The 18,584-nt window shown below is 58.0% G+C and carries 12 protein-coding genes; 3 read left to right on the forward strand and 9 right to left on the reverse strand.

The genetic code is table 11. From position 1 onward, the window contains the following. Both PbB2_RS08055 and PbB2_RS08060 read right to left on the reverse strand, forming a co-directional pair. On the reverse strand, positions 1–1,293 hold the full coding sequence (locus PbB2_RS08055; protein WP_108984796.1) for a sugar MFS transporter: 1,293 nt from the start codon (positions 1,291–1,293) through the stop codon (positions 1–3). Positions 1,294–1,365: 72 nt separating this feature from the next. Next, positions 1,366–2,328, reverse strand: coding sequence for a glycoside hydrolase family 16 protein (locus PbB2_RS08060; RefSeq protein ID WP_108984903.1), 963 nt, complete (start codon positions 2,326–2,328; stop codon positions 1,366–1,368). A gap of 237 nt (positions 2,329–2,565) precedes the next feature. On the opposite strand from PbB2_RS08060, the gene PbB2_RS16360 reads away from it, so the two are divergent. Together PbB2_RS16360 and PbB2_RS08070 are read left to right on the forward strand one after the other, a co-directional pair. Further along, complete coding sequence (locus PbB2_RS16360) at positions 2,566–6,033, forward strand: hypothetical protein (protein ID WP_108984797.1); 3,468 nt, start codon at positions 2,566–2,568, stop codon at positions 6,031–6,033. Then, a complete protein-coding gene (locus PbB2_RS08070) occupies positions 6,033–9,263 on the forward strand; it encodes a pentapeptide repeat-containing protein (RefSeq protein ID WP_108984798.1) in 3,231 nt (1,076 codons plus the stop codon). The genes PbB2_RS16360 and PbB2_RS08070 overlap by 1 nt, the downstream gene beginning before the upstream one ends. Before the next feature lie 42 nt (positions 9,264–9,305). On the opposite strand, the gene PbB2_RS08075 is transcribed toward PbB2_RS08070, so the two are convergent. From PbB2_RS08075 to hisD, 6 genes are all read right to left on the reverse strand, one after another. Then, positions 9,306–9,800: a TspO/MBR family protein gene (locus PbB2_RS08075; protein ID WP_108984799.1), complete on the reverse strand. Its 495-nt coding sequence runs from the start codon at positions 9,798–9,800 to the stop codon at positions 9,306–9,308. Positions 9,801–9,878: 78 nt separating this feature from the next. Next, the gene (locus PbB2_RS08080) at positions 9,879–10,628 is read right to left on the reverse strand and encodes an HpcH/HpaI aldolase family protein (RefSeq protein WP_108984800.1); all 750 of its coding nucleotides are present in this window, start codon (positions 10,626–10,628) and stop codon (positions 9,879–9,881) included. Continuing rightward, positions 10,625–11,776, reverse strand: coding sequence for a cobalamin-independent methionine synthase II family protein (locus tag PbB2_RS08085; RefSeq protein WP_108984801.1), 1,152 nt, complete (start codon positions 11,774–11,776; stop codon positions 10,625–10,627). Before PbB2_RS08085 ends, PbB2_RS08080 begins: the two co-directional genes overlap by 4 nt. Further along, positions 11,773–12,471 carry an alpha/beta fold hydrolase gene (locus tag PbB2_RS08090; protein ID WP_108984802.1) on the reverse strand — a complete coding sequence of 233 codons (699 nt, stop codon included), beginning with the start codon at positions 12,469–12,471 and terminating at the stop codon, positions 11,773–11,775. The genes PbB2_RS08085 and PbB2_RS08090 overlap by 4 nt, the downstream gene beginning before the upstream one ends. Before the next feature lie 35 nt (positions 12,472–12,506). Then, positions 12,507–13,511: a LacI family DNA-binding transcriptional regulator gene (locus tag PbB2_RS08095; protein WP_192576237.1), complete on the reverse strand. Its 1,005-nt coding sequence runs from the start codon at positions 13,509–13,511 to the stop codon at positions 12,507–12,509. A 7-nt stretch (positions 13,512–13,518) separates the two neighbouring features. Further along, entirely contained in the window at positions 13,519–14,808 is a 1,290-nt protein-coding gene (hisD, locus tag PbB2_RS08100) for a histidinol dehydrogenase (RefSeq protein WP_108984904.1), read from the reverse strand. A 53-nt stretch (positions 14,809–14,861) separates the two neighbouring features. Here hisD and PbB2_RS08105 point away from each other — a divergent pair, with 53 nt between their 5' ends. Continuing rightward, on the forward strand, positions 14,862–15,668 hold the full coding sequence (locus tag PbB2_RS08105) for an SDR family NAD(P)-dependent oxidoreductase (RefSeq protein WP_305790455.1): 807 nt from the start codon (positions 14,862–14,864) through the stop codon (positions 15,666–15,668). Between the two features lie 63 nt (positions 15,669–15,731). On the opposite strand, the gene PbB2_RS08110 is transcribed toward PbB2_RS08105, so the two are convergent. Then, positions 15,732–18,380: a TonB-dependent receptor gene (locus PbB2_RS08110; RefSeq protein ID WP_108984804.1), complete on the reverse strand. Its 2,649-nt coding sequence runs from the start codon at positions 18,378–18,380 to the stop codon at positions 15,732–15,734. Positions 18,381–18,584 lie beyond the last annotated feature (204 nt).

The following is an 18,584-nucleotide window of genomic DNA, read 5'->3' on the forward strand; positions in this document are numbered from 1 at the left end:
TTAATTCGCCGAGGCAGCGTTTTGACGGTGGATAAATAGGCCGAAATACACAAGCCACGCGTAACCAAGGATCGGCACGATCAAGGCCAGCGACAGGCCGATATGATCCGCGGCATAACCTGTGACCAGTGGCAGGATGGCCCCGCCCACAATGCCCATGCACAGCAATGCTGCTGCTTTGGGAGTGTCTTCATCGTTCAAGCCAATGACAGTTTGCGAGAAGATGGTTGGGAACATGATGGAGTTGAACAGGCCGATCGACAAAATGGCAATTGCCGCAAACTGACCGCTCAAAACCATCGCCAAACCGGCCAGGCCAATTGCGATAATGGCAAAGGTAGCAAGCACTTTGCCAGCAGGGAAACGACTGAGAATGAATGACCCTACAAAGCGGCCAACCATCGCCCCGCCCCAATAAAGGGCAACCAGTTGGCCTGCTTTGGCCTCTGTGGTGCCCAAGACGCTGGCCTGGCTAAGATAATTGACCAGAACCGAGCCGATGGCCACTTCAGCACCGACATAGGCGAAAATCGCAAGCACGCCGAACAAGATTTTGCGGTTGGCCAACAGATGAAAGCCTACACCCTTGGATGTCTCAGCCTTGGCCAAGGGTGGCAGGAGATCGCGCTTCAAATAGAAGACAATCATGATCAGAACCAACACACTGGCAATACCCAGATAAGGGGTTTGCAAGGCGGCGGCTTCGGCTGCCCGCAAGGCCTCCAGCGCATCCGGGGTGAGGGTCGAAATGTCCTTGGGAATCTCTGGCCCACCCTCCAAGATCAGCTTGGCACCAACATAGGGGCCAATGAATGTGCCGAAGCTATTGAAGGCCTGTGCCAGGGTCAGGCGGGCTGAGCTGGTTTCTGCGGCCCCGGCAATCGAGATAACCGCATTGGCTGCCACTTGCAGAATGGTGATGCCCGCCGCCAAAACAAATAGGGCAAACAGAAAGCCCGAATAAATTTCAAGATGGGTCGCCAAAACAAACAAAAGACAGCCACCAATCATCACGGCAAGGCCCGCAATAATGCCCCGCATATAGCCGACTTTGGCCACCAGATTGCCTGCCGGGATCGAGAATACAAAGTAACCGAGGAAGAAAGCTGATTGAGTCAGCATGGCTTCCGCATAGCTCAGATTATAGAGTCCGCGGAATTTTGGGATCAGAATATCGATCAGGACCGTGGCAAATCCCCAGATGAAGAACAAAGCCAGCGACATGAAGAACAGGGTTCTGTCGTTCACATTACCCGCTTGAGGCTGCACGTTGACTGCGCTTGGTCCGGCCATTTCGGTTTCCTATCCAAATATTTTTTGTTTCTTTGCGACGTTTGCCGAGCCGCCCGTGACACCGCCAGCCCGTCAATCCCCACACAAACTGCTATCATGTGAGCGTTCACATTTATAGACCCTAACCCAATCAATTTCCATTGTCTTGGGAAAATTCTTTGAACTGACCCCGCCGAGGTTGCGGCCTTCGGGGAGTTTTCCGCCGATGGCAAGGTTCAAGATCAAATAGAATGGCTGATCGAAGGGGGCTGATGGCCGCAATGGGCTTTGATCGACATGCCAGGTAGCTGGGGTTTGGGTGGCGTAAGGCACGCCGTCGATCGACCACACCATTTTATTGGCATCCCAATCCAAGGTGAAGGTGTGAAAGCCGTCCAAATCTCCAGGCAAGGGGGTGGTTTTCGACAAAAACGTGTTTTTGGGCCAAGCTCCGCCATAATGCAGGGTGCCGAGGATGGTGTTTTCAATCCCGCCCGGACAGGCTGGGCAAGGCTCACCCAGATTGACCGCCTCCATAATGTCGATCTCACCAGAGGCAGCCCAAGGCCCATAAAGCTCGCGGCTTGGCAGCAACCAGATCGCCGGCCATGTCCCTTGGCCTTGGGGCAGGCGCGCCCGCACCGAAATCCGGCCATAACGCCAATCGGCTTTGCCTTTGGTCGTCAGTTTTGCCGAACTATAGGGCAAGGTGACAGCTTGTTCGCGCGCTGCCTTGGTGGTGCGTTGTTCAAGCGGGAGGGCATAGCCGCGTCGGCGTTCCTTGCGCGCTTGGATGACGAGTTTACCATCGCGGATAAAGCTGTTCTCTGGCCGCTCGGTATAGCATTGCTGCTCTTCATTACCCCCACCCCAACAATCGACAGTGTGGGTCCATTTGTTGGGATCAATCATCGGCCCGTCAAACTCGTCGGACCAGACAAGCGTCCAGCCAGGCCTTGCCTCGCCCTGTATCGTCGGCTCAACGCCTGAACCGGCTTGGGCTTGAGCGACAGAACTTGTCAAAAGCACCAAGCCAACACTCAGAGCGCCGATCATATTTGCCCGCCTGCGCGCATTGCTGTGAACCCCGCGATCATCCACTTGACCCTCCCACTGTCTTACCAATCTGTCTTGGTGCAGGCCGCTTGCCTAGACCCCCCGAAAGCAAACCGCGAAGAAAGCATCTCCTGACGCAGTCAGAGCGACTGCGCGATACCCCTCATTTGGTCTTGCTTGCACAATGATTTGTCGGGACCTAATGTCATTTGAAGTGTCATATCTGGAGACTTGACCATGGCAGGATTTCTGACGCGTATCTTGGCAAAAACCAGCCAAAAAGCCCGATTTGGTATGGTTTTGCTGGGCGTTCTGCTGCTGGTGGTTGGCCAGGTCGCGGTGGCGCAGGATCAATCATTGCGTAGCCTTTCTGAATTGAGCCAAGCCCTGTCGGCCCGCAAGGTTGATGATGGCGACGGCTTTTTGAACACGCTGCGTCGGACACGCGACATCCTGCGTAGTCTTCCACCCCAGTCAGCTGAGCGGGCTCGGGGATTGGGCAATCGGCTTGCCGATCTGTACACGGAACCACCGCAGTTGCGTTACGGCGATGTGGCACTTTTCCAGTCCGAAGTCCGGGTTCTGGCCAGCCAAGCTCTTGCAGGCACAGCTGAAGACTGGGCTGCAAGCCCGCTGCTGACATTATGGAGTGCCGCGACGGGGGAAGAGCGTAACCGTCTTGGCCAACTGGCCATCAGTTATTTGGGCGAACGCCTGCCGGGCTGGCCCAGCGATCGGCGGGCAGCAGCAACCGCCCGCCTGCTGGTAGGGGAATTGCGCGATATGGGCGGGGTCCCCTCAAGTGCTTTGCAGGCTGCCGAACGCAAGGCGTTTAATCTTGAGACGCTAACCTCAGACGTGCGAAACTTGCCGGCAGCCCGGCTTCGCCATGCTGTCGGGGTTCTCGTGGTTTTGAGTGAACGCGAGCCTGATCCCCGCAAACTTGACCGTGCTTATAAGGCTTTTTTGGCCCGCCAAGCGCAAATGGATGAGGCAACCCGCAACCTGTTATATGATGGGTTGGCCCGCAGGCTTCCGGCGGTGGCGGCAGCAAATCCAGCCGTTCAGACAGCCAGCGACCCGCAAGGTCTTCTCAGACTTTTCACCATTGCCCGCGCCATACCCGCCCAAGCCGGACTTGGGGCCAATGCGCTGACGCGACTGCCTGCGGCGCGGACCGCATGCCAGACCTTTGACTGCACGTTCAGCCTCTTTGCGGCGGCACAGGCCCAAGCCGGCATCGGCAGTGATCTGGTTCTTGTTGAAGCCCGCCGGGAGGCGCTGGAAGAGGACCAAGGGCGGATCGAGCAAAGGACCGCAGCTTTCATTTTTCTGGCCAAAGCCGATGGTGCCGGTGCGGCCAGTCGCGCCCGGCAAGAGCGCAGTTTTATCGAGCGGGACTTAGCCAAAGCCAGCCCAACCGCCATGGAACGCTATTTGGATCTGGCTGCTCCCGCCCTCTTGGCGCAAGACCGGCCTGCAGGTGGACGCTCACTGGAGCGTTTATTCCGCGAAGCGCAAGAACGGGCTGGGCGCACAGAAGGCGTCATCAAGGATTTCCCGCGGGCGAGCTTTCTTGAGGCGCTTGTCCGCAATCAGGCGGTGCAGGAAGAGGCCGTGGGCGGCTCGACCCAATCGGTGATCCGAGAGCTGATGAATTGGGACCCTGTCACGGGCATGGCCGTGGTTCATGCAGCGTTGCAGGGATATGATGCGGCCAAACTGGCACCGGTCCTTGCCGGCAGCCTGGCGCGCCAAACGTCGGCCGATGAGGTTGAACCAGGCCTCACCCTAGGCTCAGCCGACCGCGCAACTCTTCTGGTGCTTTATGCGGATTTAGTTGCGCCATCCGCTGCCAGGATGGACGACAGCCAAACGTCTCGGGTCGCAGACTTGTTCAGCCGCGCGATCGGTGAGCGAACGCCCATCCAGGAAAGCCTCACCATCGCCCAAGCTGGCCTGAGCGTGCAGAACGCCGGAAGTGCCGGAGGTGAGCGCATCGAACGGGCCTTACAGCGCCGCCTTGATATCGAGGCCCGTCGGCGCAGCGACGGTCAAGGCAGCGGCCCGATCCGGGGCATGGGTGTGACCACAATTCCTGACATTTCGCGGTTAAGTGTTGGCACATCCGCTAACCTTTGGCCGTATCAGGGAGGATTGTTTGCCGACGCCCCCCTTTTGGGGCCCAGCTTTGATGTGTCCAGCAATTTGATCGGCTTGCAAGTCGTGTCACGCAAGGCCGCAAACCTGCGCACCCCGGCATTCGATACACCTGTGAGAGCCAAAGTGGTGTGGGACTCAGCGCCCATCTATTCGGTTTATGCCGGCCAAGGCCCAGCACCCGCTGCCCTGATCGTTTTTGACAAGGATGGCCGCATGGCCTTCTCGCCGGATTGGGGCTCCGCCACAGGCTGGGCGGCTTTCCCGGTTGATTTGACCCGACTGACGGTTGAAACCAATTTTGGCCGCGCCGTGCTCGCAAAAGGACGGCGGCTCAGCGTGTCGAACATCCGGCTTGAGCGGGCCGCAACAACGGCGCTCGAAATCCGCATCGCTTGGGGCGGCAAGACAATCAGTGAGCCGTTGGAGCTCATCCCCAATTTTAAGCGACAAAATGGCTTCCGTCGTGCCTTTGATGGGGCCGCAGGCAGCCCGGGGTCTAATGGCTATGCAGGCTCGGGCGGCGAGCAGGGCTATGGCGGCGAAGATGGTCAATCATCCAATCAATATGCCGGGGGTGGCTATAGTGGAGGACGCGGTGGCAATGGCTCCTCGGGGTCTAATGGCGGCAGTGGCAGCCGTGGCGGGGATGGCGCTGCCGGGGCTTTCGTGGCCGTGGTCGTCAAACCGCTCGAAGGCGTTGTTGGCCGCGAACGCCCGTTCCAAGTCCGATTTGCTGGATCAAGCGAGAGCTGGATCATGCCAGAATCCGAAGTAGCCGAGATTTCAGCGCGCGGCGGGGCCGGTGGGCGCGGGGGCGCAGGCGGTGCTGGTGGCTATGGCGGGGCTGGGGGTAGCGGTGGTGATGGCGGGGCCGGAGGGCAAGGCTATCCGGGTCGACAAGGATCGCCTGGGTCTTATTGTAATTTCTTTGGTTGCGATTGTAATGGCGGTCAGGGCGGCAATGGCGGAACTGGCGGCCCCGGTGGGCGCGGTGGCCCCGGTGGCAATGGCGGCGACGGGGGTAACGGCGGCAATGGTGGTAATGGTGGCAATGGCGGAGCCGGGGGTCGTGTGTGTGTCCTGGTCGAGGGTTCCACCACACAAATCAGCTTGGTTAGACCCCGATTGAAGATCAGCATCAACCCCGGTGCCGGTGGCGGGGGCGGGTCTGCCGGATCAGCAGGCCAAGCAGGTAGCTACGGTGCGGGTGGTTCGGGCGGCAATGGTGGCTGGGGCGGCGTGGGTGGCATGGGCGGCATTGCTGGTACCGGCTCGGTGTTTAACGCCCAAACCGGCATCTCGACCCCGCTTTACTGCAGCATGGGCAGCTCTGGCTATTCGGGATCAGGCGGACGGTCTGGCGATGATGGGACCTCGGGGTCATCAGGATCAAGCGGCCGCAGCGGCAGTTCGGGCTCGCGCGGTTCTGACGGCCCTCAAGGCTGGATACGCTATGGTGTCGTCAGCGATGGCTTCCTCGCCAACAACCCATCCGATGCTGCCATCACCCAAGCCTGTCAATCGGCAGGGGATGCACCCTGATGGCTGTGCGCACCCGTTCCCTGGTTACATGGCTCGTCGGCGTCCTCCTTGGGCTCATCTGTGTGGTGGGCCAGCCGGCTTGGTCCCAGCAAGCTCCTTTGGACAAATCAGTCTACATCCTGCTCGATACGTCAGGCTCTATGAGTTCGGGAAGCCGGATGGCCTCCGCCAAACAAGCAGTTGGGGTGTTGCTGGACCGGCTGGAAGCCGAAGGTGATTATGATACGGGCCTGATCCTGACCAATGGTGGCAATGTCGTCGTTCCATTAGGGCCTGGCAATATCAATCGCATCAGATCAATTGTGAACGGCTTGTCCCCCAGCGGCGGGGACAATCCAATTACCTCGCTGGATGCTTTTGTCGCGCGCGTGTTGCCGGGAATTTCCAACCGCTGTCATATGATTGTGGTGGTCACAGACGGCAATGACGGCGTTAATCCAGCCGCCTCTGCAGCACAGGTGCGGTCCAGTTGTTCCCGCGTGTTCGTGGTCGGCGTGGACTTGAGCGATGTGACCATCCTGCGCGATACAGCCATCGCCGGAGGTGGCCGCTTTTGCAATGGCCAGGAATCTGAAGCCATTGTGCGCTGTATGATTGGCGTGTTCAAACGCTTCGCATTTGATGAAGCCAGAAAAGCATGCGTGGATGATGCTGGGATTTCCGGTCTCAACCCCGCACCCACCGCGCTGGCGGCCCAGCGTCTGGGGGACCGCAATTTCAATGATTGGAATTGCATCGACTTTACCACAATCAACCCCATCGCTGGCCCATGGTCTTCGATCTTGTTCCGACCTTCCTATGACTATCGCGGCAGCCGCTTTGCGCGCCTGGACCTGCGCAGCAAGATGGTGGCCGGGCAGCTGGCTGGGGCTGATTTTTCTGGCGCGGACCTGTCATCGGCCAGCATATCGCTGCCGCCCGCGACGGATGGAGTCCTGCTCACGGGAGCTAATCTGAGCGGTGCGCGCCTGCTTGGCCAAGGCCGCGAAGCAGGTTGCGTTCGCGGTCTCGACTTGACGGGCACCCAAGCGGACCCAAATGTCCGGCGAACTGACATGTCAGAGGTCAAGAATATCCATTTGTGTGAGGCACGCCTACCCGCCCGGTTTGCCCCTCAGACACTGGAATCCGTTCGGCTCTCATCACCCCGCACCCCAGCCGGGGAGCTGAGCCTGACGTCTCGCTACATGACCGATTTGGCTCTCAATCAGCTGAATCTGACAACGCTTCTTGTCAGCACTGAGGATGGGACGGGCTCTGATGCGTCGGTCACCCTGACCAATGTGACGGCGCGCACCCTCACCTTTTCCAACCGCAACTTCAAGAAGCTGACCCTGAATGGCGTGCGGGCCAATGAGGAGCTCAAGATCTTGGATGGCCACCAATCTGATGTCGTGGCGTCCAACCTTGTGGTCAACAAGCTAACGGTGGAGCGGCTGGGGTCGATGTCCATCAATGTCGGTGAAATCCAGACCATGTCATCGCGCTTTGTCACCAAGCTCACCATGTTTGCAGCCCCAATCCGGGTCGGCGGCAAGTTCGAGGAGATTACAGGTCAAATCTCGATGCGCGGCGATACCACCAGTGTGAACAATTTGCGCGTCTGCACAGCCTGCACCTTTGACTCGCGCGGCCTGCTCGCGTTTGAGGATATGACGCTGCCCAATGCAAGCTTTAGCGGTGATTTCACAATCAATGCGGTGGATACGAGTTTCAAAAATGGCCGCTGGCGTGCCTCTCCTAACCCAAACAGCGCCTTTACCCGTGTCGATATCTCCGGCAGCCGGTTTGAAGGAGGCAGCAGCCTTGGGTATGCGCTGGGCTTTCCAAAGGCGAATTTGAACGCACGCGAGACTTTCTTCTGCGCCGAATGCCGAATTCAAATCGTTGACGGGGATGATAAGCTCGATTTTGGGCAGGCCATGATCGAGAGCGTCATTGAGCTGCGCAATCCTGCGATGCGTGACCTCAATCTGGCGGGAGCCAAAGGGATTGCTCTGTCTGGGCAGACCGAGGTTCCAGCTGGCGCGGTTCGGTTGGCCGTCAAGGAATCCCGCGGCGTCAGCCTGGAAAGATTGGATCTGACGGGTACAAATGCCCATGTTTCCATGCTCGAAGGGCCCTTGGAATGCCGATCGTGCCGGATTGACAAGGCCAATCTTTCGGCCAGCTGGACCAAATTGACTTTGATCGGGGCCAGCGCCCGCGAGGCAAGTCTGAACCTTGCCGGCGCAACCGCCCTCACATTGGAACGCGGCGATTATAGCAAGTCGCGCTGGCCCGGTGGCATGATCAGCGCAGAATGTGACGGTGCGGTGCTGAGCGGGGCACAAATCCCCTTAATCCAAAAGTCCCGTCTCTATCGCTGCAAGCTCGATGGCGCAGCCATTGGCGGCGCACTGGGCGGCTTCAAAGATGTGGAAAGTGACGGGGTGGACTTTAGTGGCGCAAAGATCAGCCGGGCCACGCTTGAAGGCTCAAGTTTTCGAGGCGGAAGTTTCGCGCGGACCCAGTTCGACGAGGCGCGTCTGATCAAGTCCACATTCGGCTCAACCAGCTTTGACGGCGCGCAGTTTAAATCTGGCTTTATCAGTGAGACGACATTTGAGGGGGTGCGCTTCAATGGCCCCAATGGACCGGCAAGCATTACCGAAATGGCCGGTGTGGCCTCAACCATGCAAGGTGTGAAATTCATCGACACCGATTTCTCAGGTCTCAATCTCGCCAACTGGACCATGCAGGGGGTGGAATTGAGCAATGTCTCCTTCGCCCGCGCAGACTTAAGTCGGATCAATTGGCGGATCATGGTGATGAATGACGTGCGCTTTGATGGCGCGACGCTGGATCAAGCCACATTGCATGGAAAACTGATTGGCTTGCGGTTCCCAAATGCCAAGGTCAATCGGTTGTCCGTATCCGGCAGCTTGGCGAGTTCATCCTTGACCGGTGTCAGTCACGATCCTCTGACCGGGATTTTCATGTTGCCGTTTACAATGGATGGGGTTGATCTGCGCCGTGTCGATTTATCGACGACCATTCTGGAGCCCTTGGGCTCGACAGCGCGCTTAACGGCCCTTGATCTGGATGGGGCGCGGGTCTCGTGTAGTTGGAAGTCGGCGATCACTGCAGCGGGGCCAAGCGCGGCGCGGGGCAGTTTCACCTACACATCCTATCAGATGGGGCCTGCCGCCTTTTTGGCCGATGGAACATGTGATCCGATCATGCCGTGACGCCAGTCCGGCCATGACGGCAGATCTGGTATGCGTGGCTCGTCAGAGTGACGGGCTTGTCGGAAGGCCAAACGGGCGATTGAGCTTGACGATCGCCAGATTGAGGAATGTGGCGAAGGAGACCCATAAAAGATAAGGCACCAGCAAGACACTGGCGAGCGGCGACAATGGCAAGACGCCGACACACAGCGCCAAGACCGAAATCCACAAAAACCCTGACTCAATCAGCGCCCAATCCGGTCGCTTGAACATGAAGAAGAGTGGCGACCACAAGAAATGCAGGATGAAATTGGCGCCATAAAGCCCGATTACCCACCCGTGTTCATGCGGCGCAGACGCACCTTCCCAAGCCAGAATCGCGGCCCATGCCGCCAATCCCAAGATCACAGTCCAAGCAGGACCAAACAGCCAGTCCGGCGGCTGCCACTTTGGCTTTTTGAGGTTTCGATACCATGGACTAATTGTGGTGAGGGCGCCGCCGGCCCCGCCCAGAACAAGCGCCCAGACAATCGCGGCCATGATGTGGGGTTCAGGCATAGGGCGGATATGGGCCTGTTGGTGGGCGAGGGCAAGTCATGATCGCCAAGACGTGAACCCGCTTCAGGTCTTCAAGGTCTAGCCCCGAATGGCTTTGTCCAAAGCTGCGGCCCCCTGCAAGATGAAATCATGGTCCGAGCCCAAAACGAACAGGCTTGCGCCGCGGTCGCGCCAAAGTGGCACATCGCACGATCGCGCCAGAAACATGCCTGTAACCCGCCCTGCCGCCTGGCCAGCTGCGACAATCTTTTCAACCGCTGCCACGACAATCGGATCATCGGGCGTGGCAGCACCATAGGCCACTGTGAGGTCCGCGCGACCGATGAACAAAGCATCAATACCGTCAACACGGGCGATGGCCTCAATGTCCTCGACCGCCTCAACATCTTCAATCTGGGCAATTATCACGACATGCTTGGCCGCTTCGCGATGCTTGGTCATGCCCTTGGTGGTGTAGCCGGCCGCGCGGCTTGAACCGGCATAGCCGCGACCTCCTGGACCATAATGGCAGGCTTTAACAGCCTCTGCCGCCTCTTGCGCACTGCGGATATGGGGCAGAACCACGCCATCTGCCCCGCAATCAAGCGCATTGAGAATATGTTCATGACCGGAAGTCGGGGGACGCACCAGCACCGGCTTGGCATAGGACCGCGCTGCCAGAATGCACAGATCAAGGCTTGCCCGATCAAAAGGGGCATGCTCGGCATCCAAAACGAGGCAGTCCAGAGACGTGAGGCTGAGCACTTCGACAATGATTGGACTGGGCGTCTTGACCCAGGTCGCGGCAATGATGTCACCGGCGCGAAGCCTGTCGGCGAACGGATTCATGCTGCCCGACCCCACAGCCGTGAACTCGCCAGAGCAGCCCCCTCCGCCAGGGTCTTGAGTTTGGCCCAAACGATATCGGGATCGACCGCGCCAAAGCCGGCGAAAGTCGAGAAGCCACAATCGGTTCCGGCAATGACCCGGTCCCGCCCGACGATACCTGCAAAGCGCTCAATCCGTTCGCAAACCACACGCGGATGCTCGATAAAATTGGTTGTGGAGTCGATCACGCCCGGGATCAGGACTTTGTCCTCCGGAATGATATTGGCCATTTCCACGAAATAATTCCAATCGTGCTGGTGGCGGGGATTGGAAGTCTCAAACAACAGGCCAGCTGGTTTGGCGCGCATCAGAGTGGGCAGGATGACCCCCATTTCAACATCATGATGATGCGGTCCTTCATAATTCCCCCAACAGACATGCATCCGAACCCGATCCGCCGGGACATTGCGGAGGGCGTGATTGAGCACCTCGACATGGGTCCCAATCAGTTTGAGATAATCAGCATCGGTCCGATCCTTATACATCATATGCCGACCAAGCCCGAGATCGGGGCTATCAAGCTGAAGGATCAGCCCTGCGCCGACGATCGCCTCATACTCAGGCCGCATGGCCTCAGCGAGAGCTTCAAGATAGGCGTCTTGGGTCGGATAATGCTCATTGGGCTGGAACAGGGCGATAACGCCGGGGGAGGCAGCATTCATGAACCCGCCAACTGGCTTATACTTGGCCATGGCTGAGGCCATGAAGCCGAGATCGGCTTGCAGCGGCTCCATCGACTTGACGGCGACTGGGCCGATACATTTGGGCCGTCTGTAGGTGGGTGTCCCACCACTCGATGCCTGCCGCTTTAAAAATCCGGGGAAGGCCTCGAGGTCCGAGGGTGGGGTCCGTGGGCTGTCACCATCAAATCCCGTGATGCGATCTTTGATGTAGGTGGCATAGGAGATCTTCGACATTTCCCCGTCCGAGACCAGATCAATTCCAGCACGGACTTGTTGGGCAACAGTCTCATCCACGGCGCGACCAATCACATCATCAAACTCTGCCCGGTTAATGGGGTCGCCACGCTCAGCGGCAAAAATAAGGTCAGTCACCGCTTTGGAACGGGGCAAAGATCCGACATGTGTGGTGAGGATGTGCGCGCTCATGCATTGATCTCCTGATGAAGTTTGGTTGTTGGATGGACAAGCCAGTCCTCGATGGCGGCAGTGAAGGCTGCGGGCTGTTCCAGCGGCACGAGATGGCCAGCATCAGCAATCTCGACATAGCTTGCCCGACGGTGACGGGCGGCCATGGCCATATGCCAAGCCGGTGGGCACAGGGTGTCATCACTGCCCGCGATGATCAGGCTGGGACCCGCAAAGCTGCCCAGCACGTCGCACAAGCCCGGACGGGTACGCAGTGCCTCACTTTGACGGAGGAAAGTCTCAGGGCCGAGATCAAGGCCCATCGCAAGTGTTAGATCCAGAATATCGCGGCGTCTTTCGCCCTGTGTGGCGGGGCTGAGATAATGAGGCTTAAGTTCGTCGCGCACGACTTTTTCCAAATCTCCGCCGCGGACCTGTGCCTGTTGAGTCAAGCGGGCCGCGGACCGCTCAGGCAGATCGGCCGTGCAATTGGTACTGGACAGGATCAGGCCCAAAACGCGTTCTGGCGCGAGTTTGGCCAGCATAAGGGCAACGATGGCCCCCATGGAAAAGCCAATTGGCACAATTGGGCCTGGAATTGTGTCGAGCAAATTGCGGGCTAACAGGTCGATGCGATCCAACACGTTGATCGTGGCATAGACGTGCGGGAATGAATTGATTGCGCCCAAATCACGCCACAGCCTGCGATCACACATGTGACCGGGAATCCATACAAGGCTGGGCTGGCCACTCACAACAGGCGTGCCGACCGCCCCGACAGCAATTCCCCCGCAAAGACGCGCTGTTCGGGTGAAATGTCCGGGCTTTCGATCCGCTCCAGCAACATGGCTACAGCGGCTTGGGTCATCCGGCGGACCGGCTGACGGATTGTGGTTAGCTGATAGGCCTCCCAGGTGGCGGGACTGACCCCGTCAAATCCTGTGATGGACAATTCCCCCGGAACTTTCCGGCCAATGATGTTTCGTGCTGTATCCATCGCGCCAATGGCCATCAGATCATTGACGCAAATGAGGGCATCCAGCTGATTATCCGTCCGCGCCATCAAGGTTTTCAGCCCCTCGCCGCCACTTTCATAATCAAACTGACCCCGGACAAATTCAGCCTTTAGGCCATGGTGGGCAAGGCGGTTGATAGCAGCATTGGCGCGTTCTTCCCCGACATAGGAATCGGCGGGTCCGCCAATAATCCCGAAACGGCGATGTCCGGCCTGCACCAAACCATCGACCAAGGCACGTTCGCCCAAGTCAGAGTCACAGCAGACACTGGCCACAGGGACCCCTTCGCCAATGCGGTTATACAGAACGAGGGGAACCCCACGATTGGCAAAGGCCGATAATTGCTCCGTAGACAGACGGGCTGCAACAATTGCCCCATCAACCCGGTAGCGCCAGACTTGCCCCAGGACCTCCTCGACGTCAGATTCAGCGGCAAGGCTGAACAAAAGGACGCGCACGCCGTGCTGGGAAAGGCGTTGGGTCAATTCAGCAAGGACTTCGGGATAATATAGATTGGTCAGGTTGGAAATAATGATCGCAACCAGATTTGAGCGCTTGGTGATTAGGCCTTGGGCAATGGCATTGGGCTCATAACCCAGTGCCTGCGCAGCCTCGACAATGCGGGCGCGTGTTGCGGGTGCCACAGAGGCCCCCTGACGGAAAGCCCGACTAACCGCGGACTGGGAGACCCCTGCCCGCCGGGCAACATCATAGGAAGTTACCCCAACCTTCTCGGTCATATTTGGATCAAGCGGCTTCTTTTTTGCCATAGCGTCGCACCCGGATGTCTGCCTGCTCTTGATGGCCTGCAAAGCCTTCAATGGCGCAAAGGCGTGAGCAATACTCCCCTATCATCACACTGGCCTCATCGGTCAAGACGCGCTGATATGTGCAGGTTTTGATGAATTTGCCGACCCACAGTCCGCCGGTGAAGCGGGCGTTGCCGCGCGTTGGTAGGGTGTGATTGGTCCCGATGACTTTATCGCCATAGCTGACATTGGTGCGCGCGCCCAGAAAGAGAGCGCCATAATTGGTCATATGGGTGAGGAAATAATCAGGATCGCGCGTCATCACCTGAACATGCTCGGACGCGATTTGGTCGGCAATGGTCACCATCTCCTCATAGCTGTCTGCAACAATCACCTGGCCATAATCGGCCCACGCTTTCCCAGCGATGGCTGCGGTGGGCAGAATCGTCAGTTGGCGGTCAATCTCCGCCAAAGTGTCGCGTGCCAGCTTTTCGCTATTGGTCAACAGAACCGCAGGCGAGTTTGGACCATGTTCGGCTTGGCCCAAGAGGTCTGCTGCACATAATTCGCCATCCACGCTGTCATCAGCAATCACCAGCGTTTCGGTTGGCCCAGCCAAGAGGTCAATCCCAATGCGACCAAATAATTGACGCTTGGCTTCGGCAACATAAGCATTCCCCGGCCCGACGATCATGTCGACGGGCGCGATGGACGACGTCCCCAAGGCCATGGCAGCAACGGCCTGCACCCCGCCGACACAATAGATTTCATCAGCGCCAGCCATATGCATGGCCACGACGATCGCCGGGTTGGGCGCGCCTTGATAGGGTGGGGCGACCGACACAATGCGCTTTACACCGGCGACCTTGGCGGTGACCACACTCATATGCGCAGACGCCACCAGAGGATATTTCCCGCCGGGCACATAGCATCCAACACTGTTCACCGGCAGGTTCTTGTGGCCGAGCACCACCCCCGGCAAGGTCTCAACCTCGACATCACGAAGTGCGTCGCGCTGGATCTGGGCAAAGTTGCGGACCTGGGTTTGAGCAAAGCGAATGTCGTCAATTGTCTGCGGGCTTAGCGCCGCATAAGCGGCCTCTATCGCTTGCCCGTCGAGGCGGAAGTCGTCTGGAGCCCACTGATCGAACTTTGCCGACCAGTCGCGCACGGCAGCATCACCGCGGGACTTGATGTCCTGGATGATGGCTTCCACAGTGGCACGGACGCTGGCATCAGCCTCAGCCGCGGCGTCTTCGCTGATTCCGGTCTTGAGATATCTGGCCAAAAGAGCCTCCTGCAACTTGTCTTAGGAATGAATTGAGGGATAGGCTAACGGAAATGACTGCGAATGCAAAGGCGAAATCGCGTGATAGTGAACAGGATGCAGTAATGGGCACACAAACCAAGATTCCAAGCTGGGCTGCGGGCCTCTCAGGAGCCAGAGCGGTTGTAACAGGTGCCAGTCGGGGGCTGGGTGCTGCCATTGCGCTGGCTCTTGCAGAAGCCGGTGCCCACGTTCTGGCTGTGGCGCGCCACGCCGAGGAGCTGGAGGCGCTGGCAGCCCATCACACAGAGATTGAGCCGTGGGTCGGCGATGTTACCGACGCCGACTTTGTCGCAGAACTTGCCGGCAAGGATATTGATATTCTTGTGAATAATGCTGGCACAAATCACCCCATGCTGATGGAAGACGTCGACACGCAGACGCTGGACCGCATGCTGAATCTCAATGTGCGTGCGGCGTTTCTGGTGGCTCAAGCCGCAGTAAAATCTATGTTGGAGCATGGGCGAGGTGGCTCCATCATCAATGTCACCAGCCAGATGGGCCATGTCGGCTCACCCAAACGCACCGTCTATTGCATGACCAAGCATGCGCTTGAAGGCCTGACCAAGGCCATGGCCGTCGAGCTTGCTCCACGCGGAATACGGGTCAATTCCGTGGCACCCACCTTTATCGAAACCCCGATGACAAAGCCGATGCTGGATGATCCAGCCTTTATGGCCTTTGTGACCGACATGATCCCGCTGGGTCGACTGGGCCAACCCGAAGATGTCGCCGCAGCAATTGTCTATCTCGCCAGTCCGGCAGCCAAAATGGTAACCGGCACCAGCCTCTTGGTGGATGGCGGCTGGACGGCGCGTTAGAGTGAAAAAGGGGCCGGTGCCAAACCGGCCCCAGCCCCTTCACGGCATGTTATGAACAGATGATCAGAAGCGCAGATTGGCTTTGATCCCCCAAAGTTTCGGGGGTGCATAGCTGGCCTGCAAGGCACCACCGCCACCCCAAACAAAGCGTTGGGCCGTGGCTTCATCGGTCACATTATTGACGAAGGCCGCCAGCGACAAATTGTCATTAATGTCCCAAGTCACACGCAGATCGAGCTTGGTGTAGGCGTCCTGCTTGTCAAGGATCGAATTGGCTGGCTGGCCATAGAAGCCACTGTTGAAGGTCAGCACGGCCAGCGGCGTGACTTGTCCCAGACCACCCAGGTCAAAGACATATTGCGCCGAGAAGCTGCCCGAATAATCCGAAGCATATGGCAGCTTTTTGCCCGTCAGGTCACAACCGAAAGCCAAGGCGGGTGCACCAGGCGCGCCCGTCCCAGTCCCCGGCACAGGACCGCATTTATAGCCAGGAGCAAAGATGCGACGCTGTCCGGCATTGGCAATGGTGACGCCATTCACAACAGTTGGGGTCAATTGGGTTGCATCAGCCACCACAATCGAGGTCCCAAACGGCAGGGGCACATTGGTATAGTCGGTGTATTTGGCATCGAGTACCGACAGTGACAGGTTCAACGTGAGATCATCAATCGGCCGCCACACAGCCTCGATTTCAGCCCCTTTTGCTTCTGCCTTCCCGCTGTTTTCAATGATCGACAAGGTGGTATTGCCGGCCGGAATCTGGCGCTGCTCTTGCAGGCTGTCATACTGATTGAAGAAGGCAGCAACATTCAGCTGCAAACTATTGTCGAGGAAGCGGTTCTTGCTGCCGATTTCATACGCCGTCACTTCTTCGGGCTTGAAGGTCGGGGTCAGCGCCGCCTGATTTTGACCAGAGTTGAAGCCACCCGAACGGAAGCCCGTCGACACCGAACCATAGATCAAGCGGTCCTCACTGATCTGATAATCCGCTGCCAGACGCCATGTCAGCTTTTCAAACTCGGCTGTGTCATAGGTTGCCCCTGTCAGCACGGCCGGGTTGGACGCCAAGCAGGCAAAACCCGGACGCGGCTGAATCGCCGTGGGTGCGAACACGCAATTGGTGGCTACCCCACGTGACCCAAAGGCACTGTCGGGAATGCCGCCGGTGCGCAGGGTAATGGCAGTGCCGACTGGTGTGGGCGGGGTCCCTGTCAGGGGCAGAACCGCCGCAGCATTGGCGAAGCGGAAGTCCTTGGTGTCGCGGGTAAAGCGCAGGCCTGCGGTCAATTTCAGGGCTTCGGTAACCGCATATGTGCCTTGGGCATAAGCGGCAATCGACTTGGTGTCGGCACGCTGCTCATCATAGAAACCTGCCCCTGCAACAGGCAGGGATACCGGCGCACCAACACCCCGGACTGTGCGGGCGACCTGCTCGTTGATGAAGACGCCCCGCAGTTTATCGTCGAAATAATAGGCCCCAACCACATAGCTGAGCGGACCGTTCCCACGCGAAAGAACTTGCAATTCCTGGCTGAAGGTCTCAGCCGATGTCAGCTGGTAATCGGTGCCAATCGTACTGGCCGAAAAGTCAGTATCAGAGGTTCGCACCGCGACAAAATCGGCAAAGCCTGTGATCGACTTGATGGTGAAGCTGTCGAAATCATAGGTGATGTTTACACTGGTATTCTTGGATGTGAGATCCAACACGGTTTTTTGGTCGGTATCAATCGTGTACGGATCACCAGCAGCAAACAACGGAATACCGGCATCAATCGTCAATGGCGCATCGACCACGCCGTCACGGTTACCGCCACGCGTGTTTAGATTGCGGATCGGTGTTGCATTGAACAATTGCTGGTTGGACGGGACGTCAAAGAACGTACCCACCAATTTATAGCCAAAGGCTGATCCGCCGGCACCACCCCGGCTTCCCCGGTCAATCTTGATTGTGGCGGTCAACCTGTCGGTCGGCTTCAGCAAGAGGGCCGCGCGAGCATAACGGGTGTTTTCGTCAAACAGATTATTGCCGCTTGGGTTCACGTTTTTGACGTAACCATCATCATCCTCAGACACACCACTGATCCGCAGAGCAGCAATGTCAGACACAGGGATATTCACAAACGGCTCGATCCGCACCTTGTTATTCTCGCCGACCGTCACGTCGAGCCCCGCTTTGAACTGGCCAAGCCGGGGCTGAGCGGTCGCAATCGAGATGTTTCCACCGAACGTATTGCGGCCATACAAGGTGCCCTGAGGCCCACGCAGCACTTCAACACGCTCAAGATCGACAAAGCCCAAAGTGGCTTGGGCGGCGCGCGACTGATAGACCCCGTCAATAAAGAAGCCGATGGTGGTATCGCCATTGACGCCAACATTTTCAGTGCGAACACCGCGTATGGCCGGACGCGCATCCACGCCCGAACGGCCGAAAGTCAAACCAGGGACCGCATTCTCCAGACGCGACATATCGGTCAAACCGCGCGACTGGATCTGAGCCGCGCTAAAGGCCGAAACCGACAGCGGGACATTCTGCAGGTTTTCTTCCCGACGCTGGGCAGTCACAACCACCGTCTCAATCCCGCGCTCGGGCTCGGCCGTGGCTTCAGATGTGCTTTGCTGGGCGAAGGCTGGGGTCGCGACCACAAATGCCAAGCCTGAAATGGTTGCTAAAAGAGTCTTTCTTGTCGCGTGAGTGACGAAATCATTAAGCATCGCAAGATCCCCCTCGGTTTTTCGTGCAAAGATATGATTGCATAATGACTTCGAATGCAAGCAGAATTTATCAGGCTGATCCCAACCCCAGACACAAAAATGGGCACTTACGCACGAGAATCAGACAAGTGTTGCAGAATTGTCGACACGGCCCGCGTCCATAGACGGTGGCGTACTGATTGCTGGATCGATTATACGCATGCG

Source organism: Candidatus Phycosocius bacilliformis, from assembly GCF_003112735.1.
In the GTDB taxonomy this organism is placed as follows: Bacteria; Pseudomonadota; Alphaproteobacteria; order Caulobacterales; family Aquidulcibacteraceae; genus Aquidulcibacter; species Aquidulcibacter bacilliformis.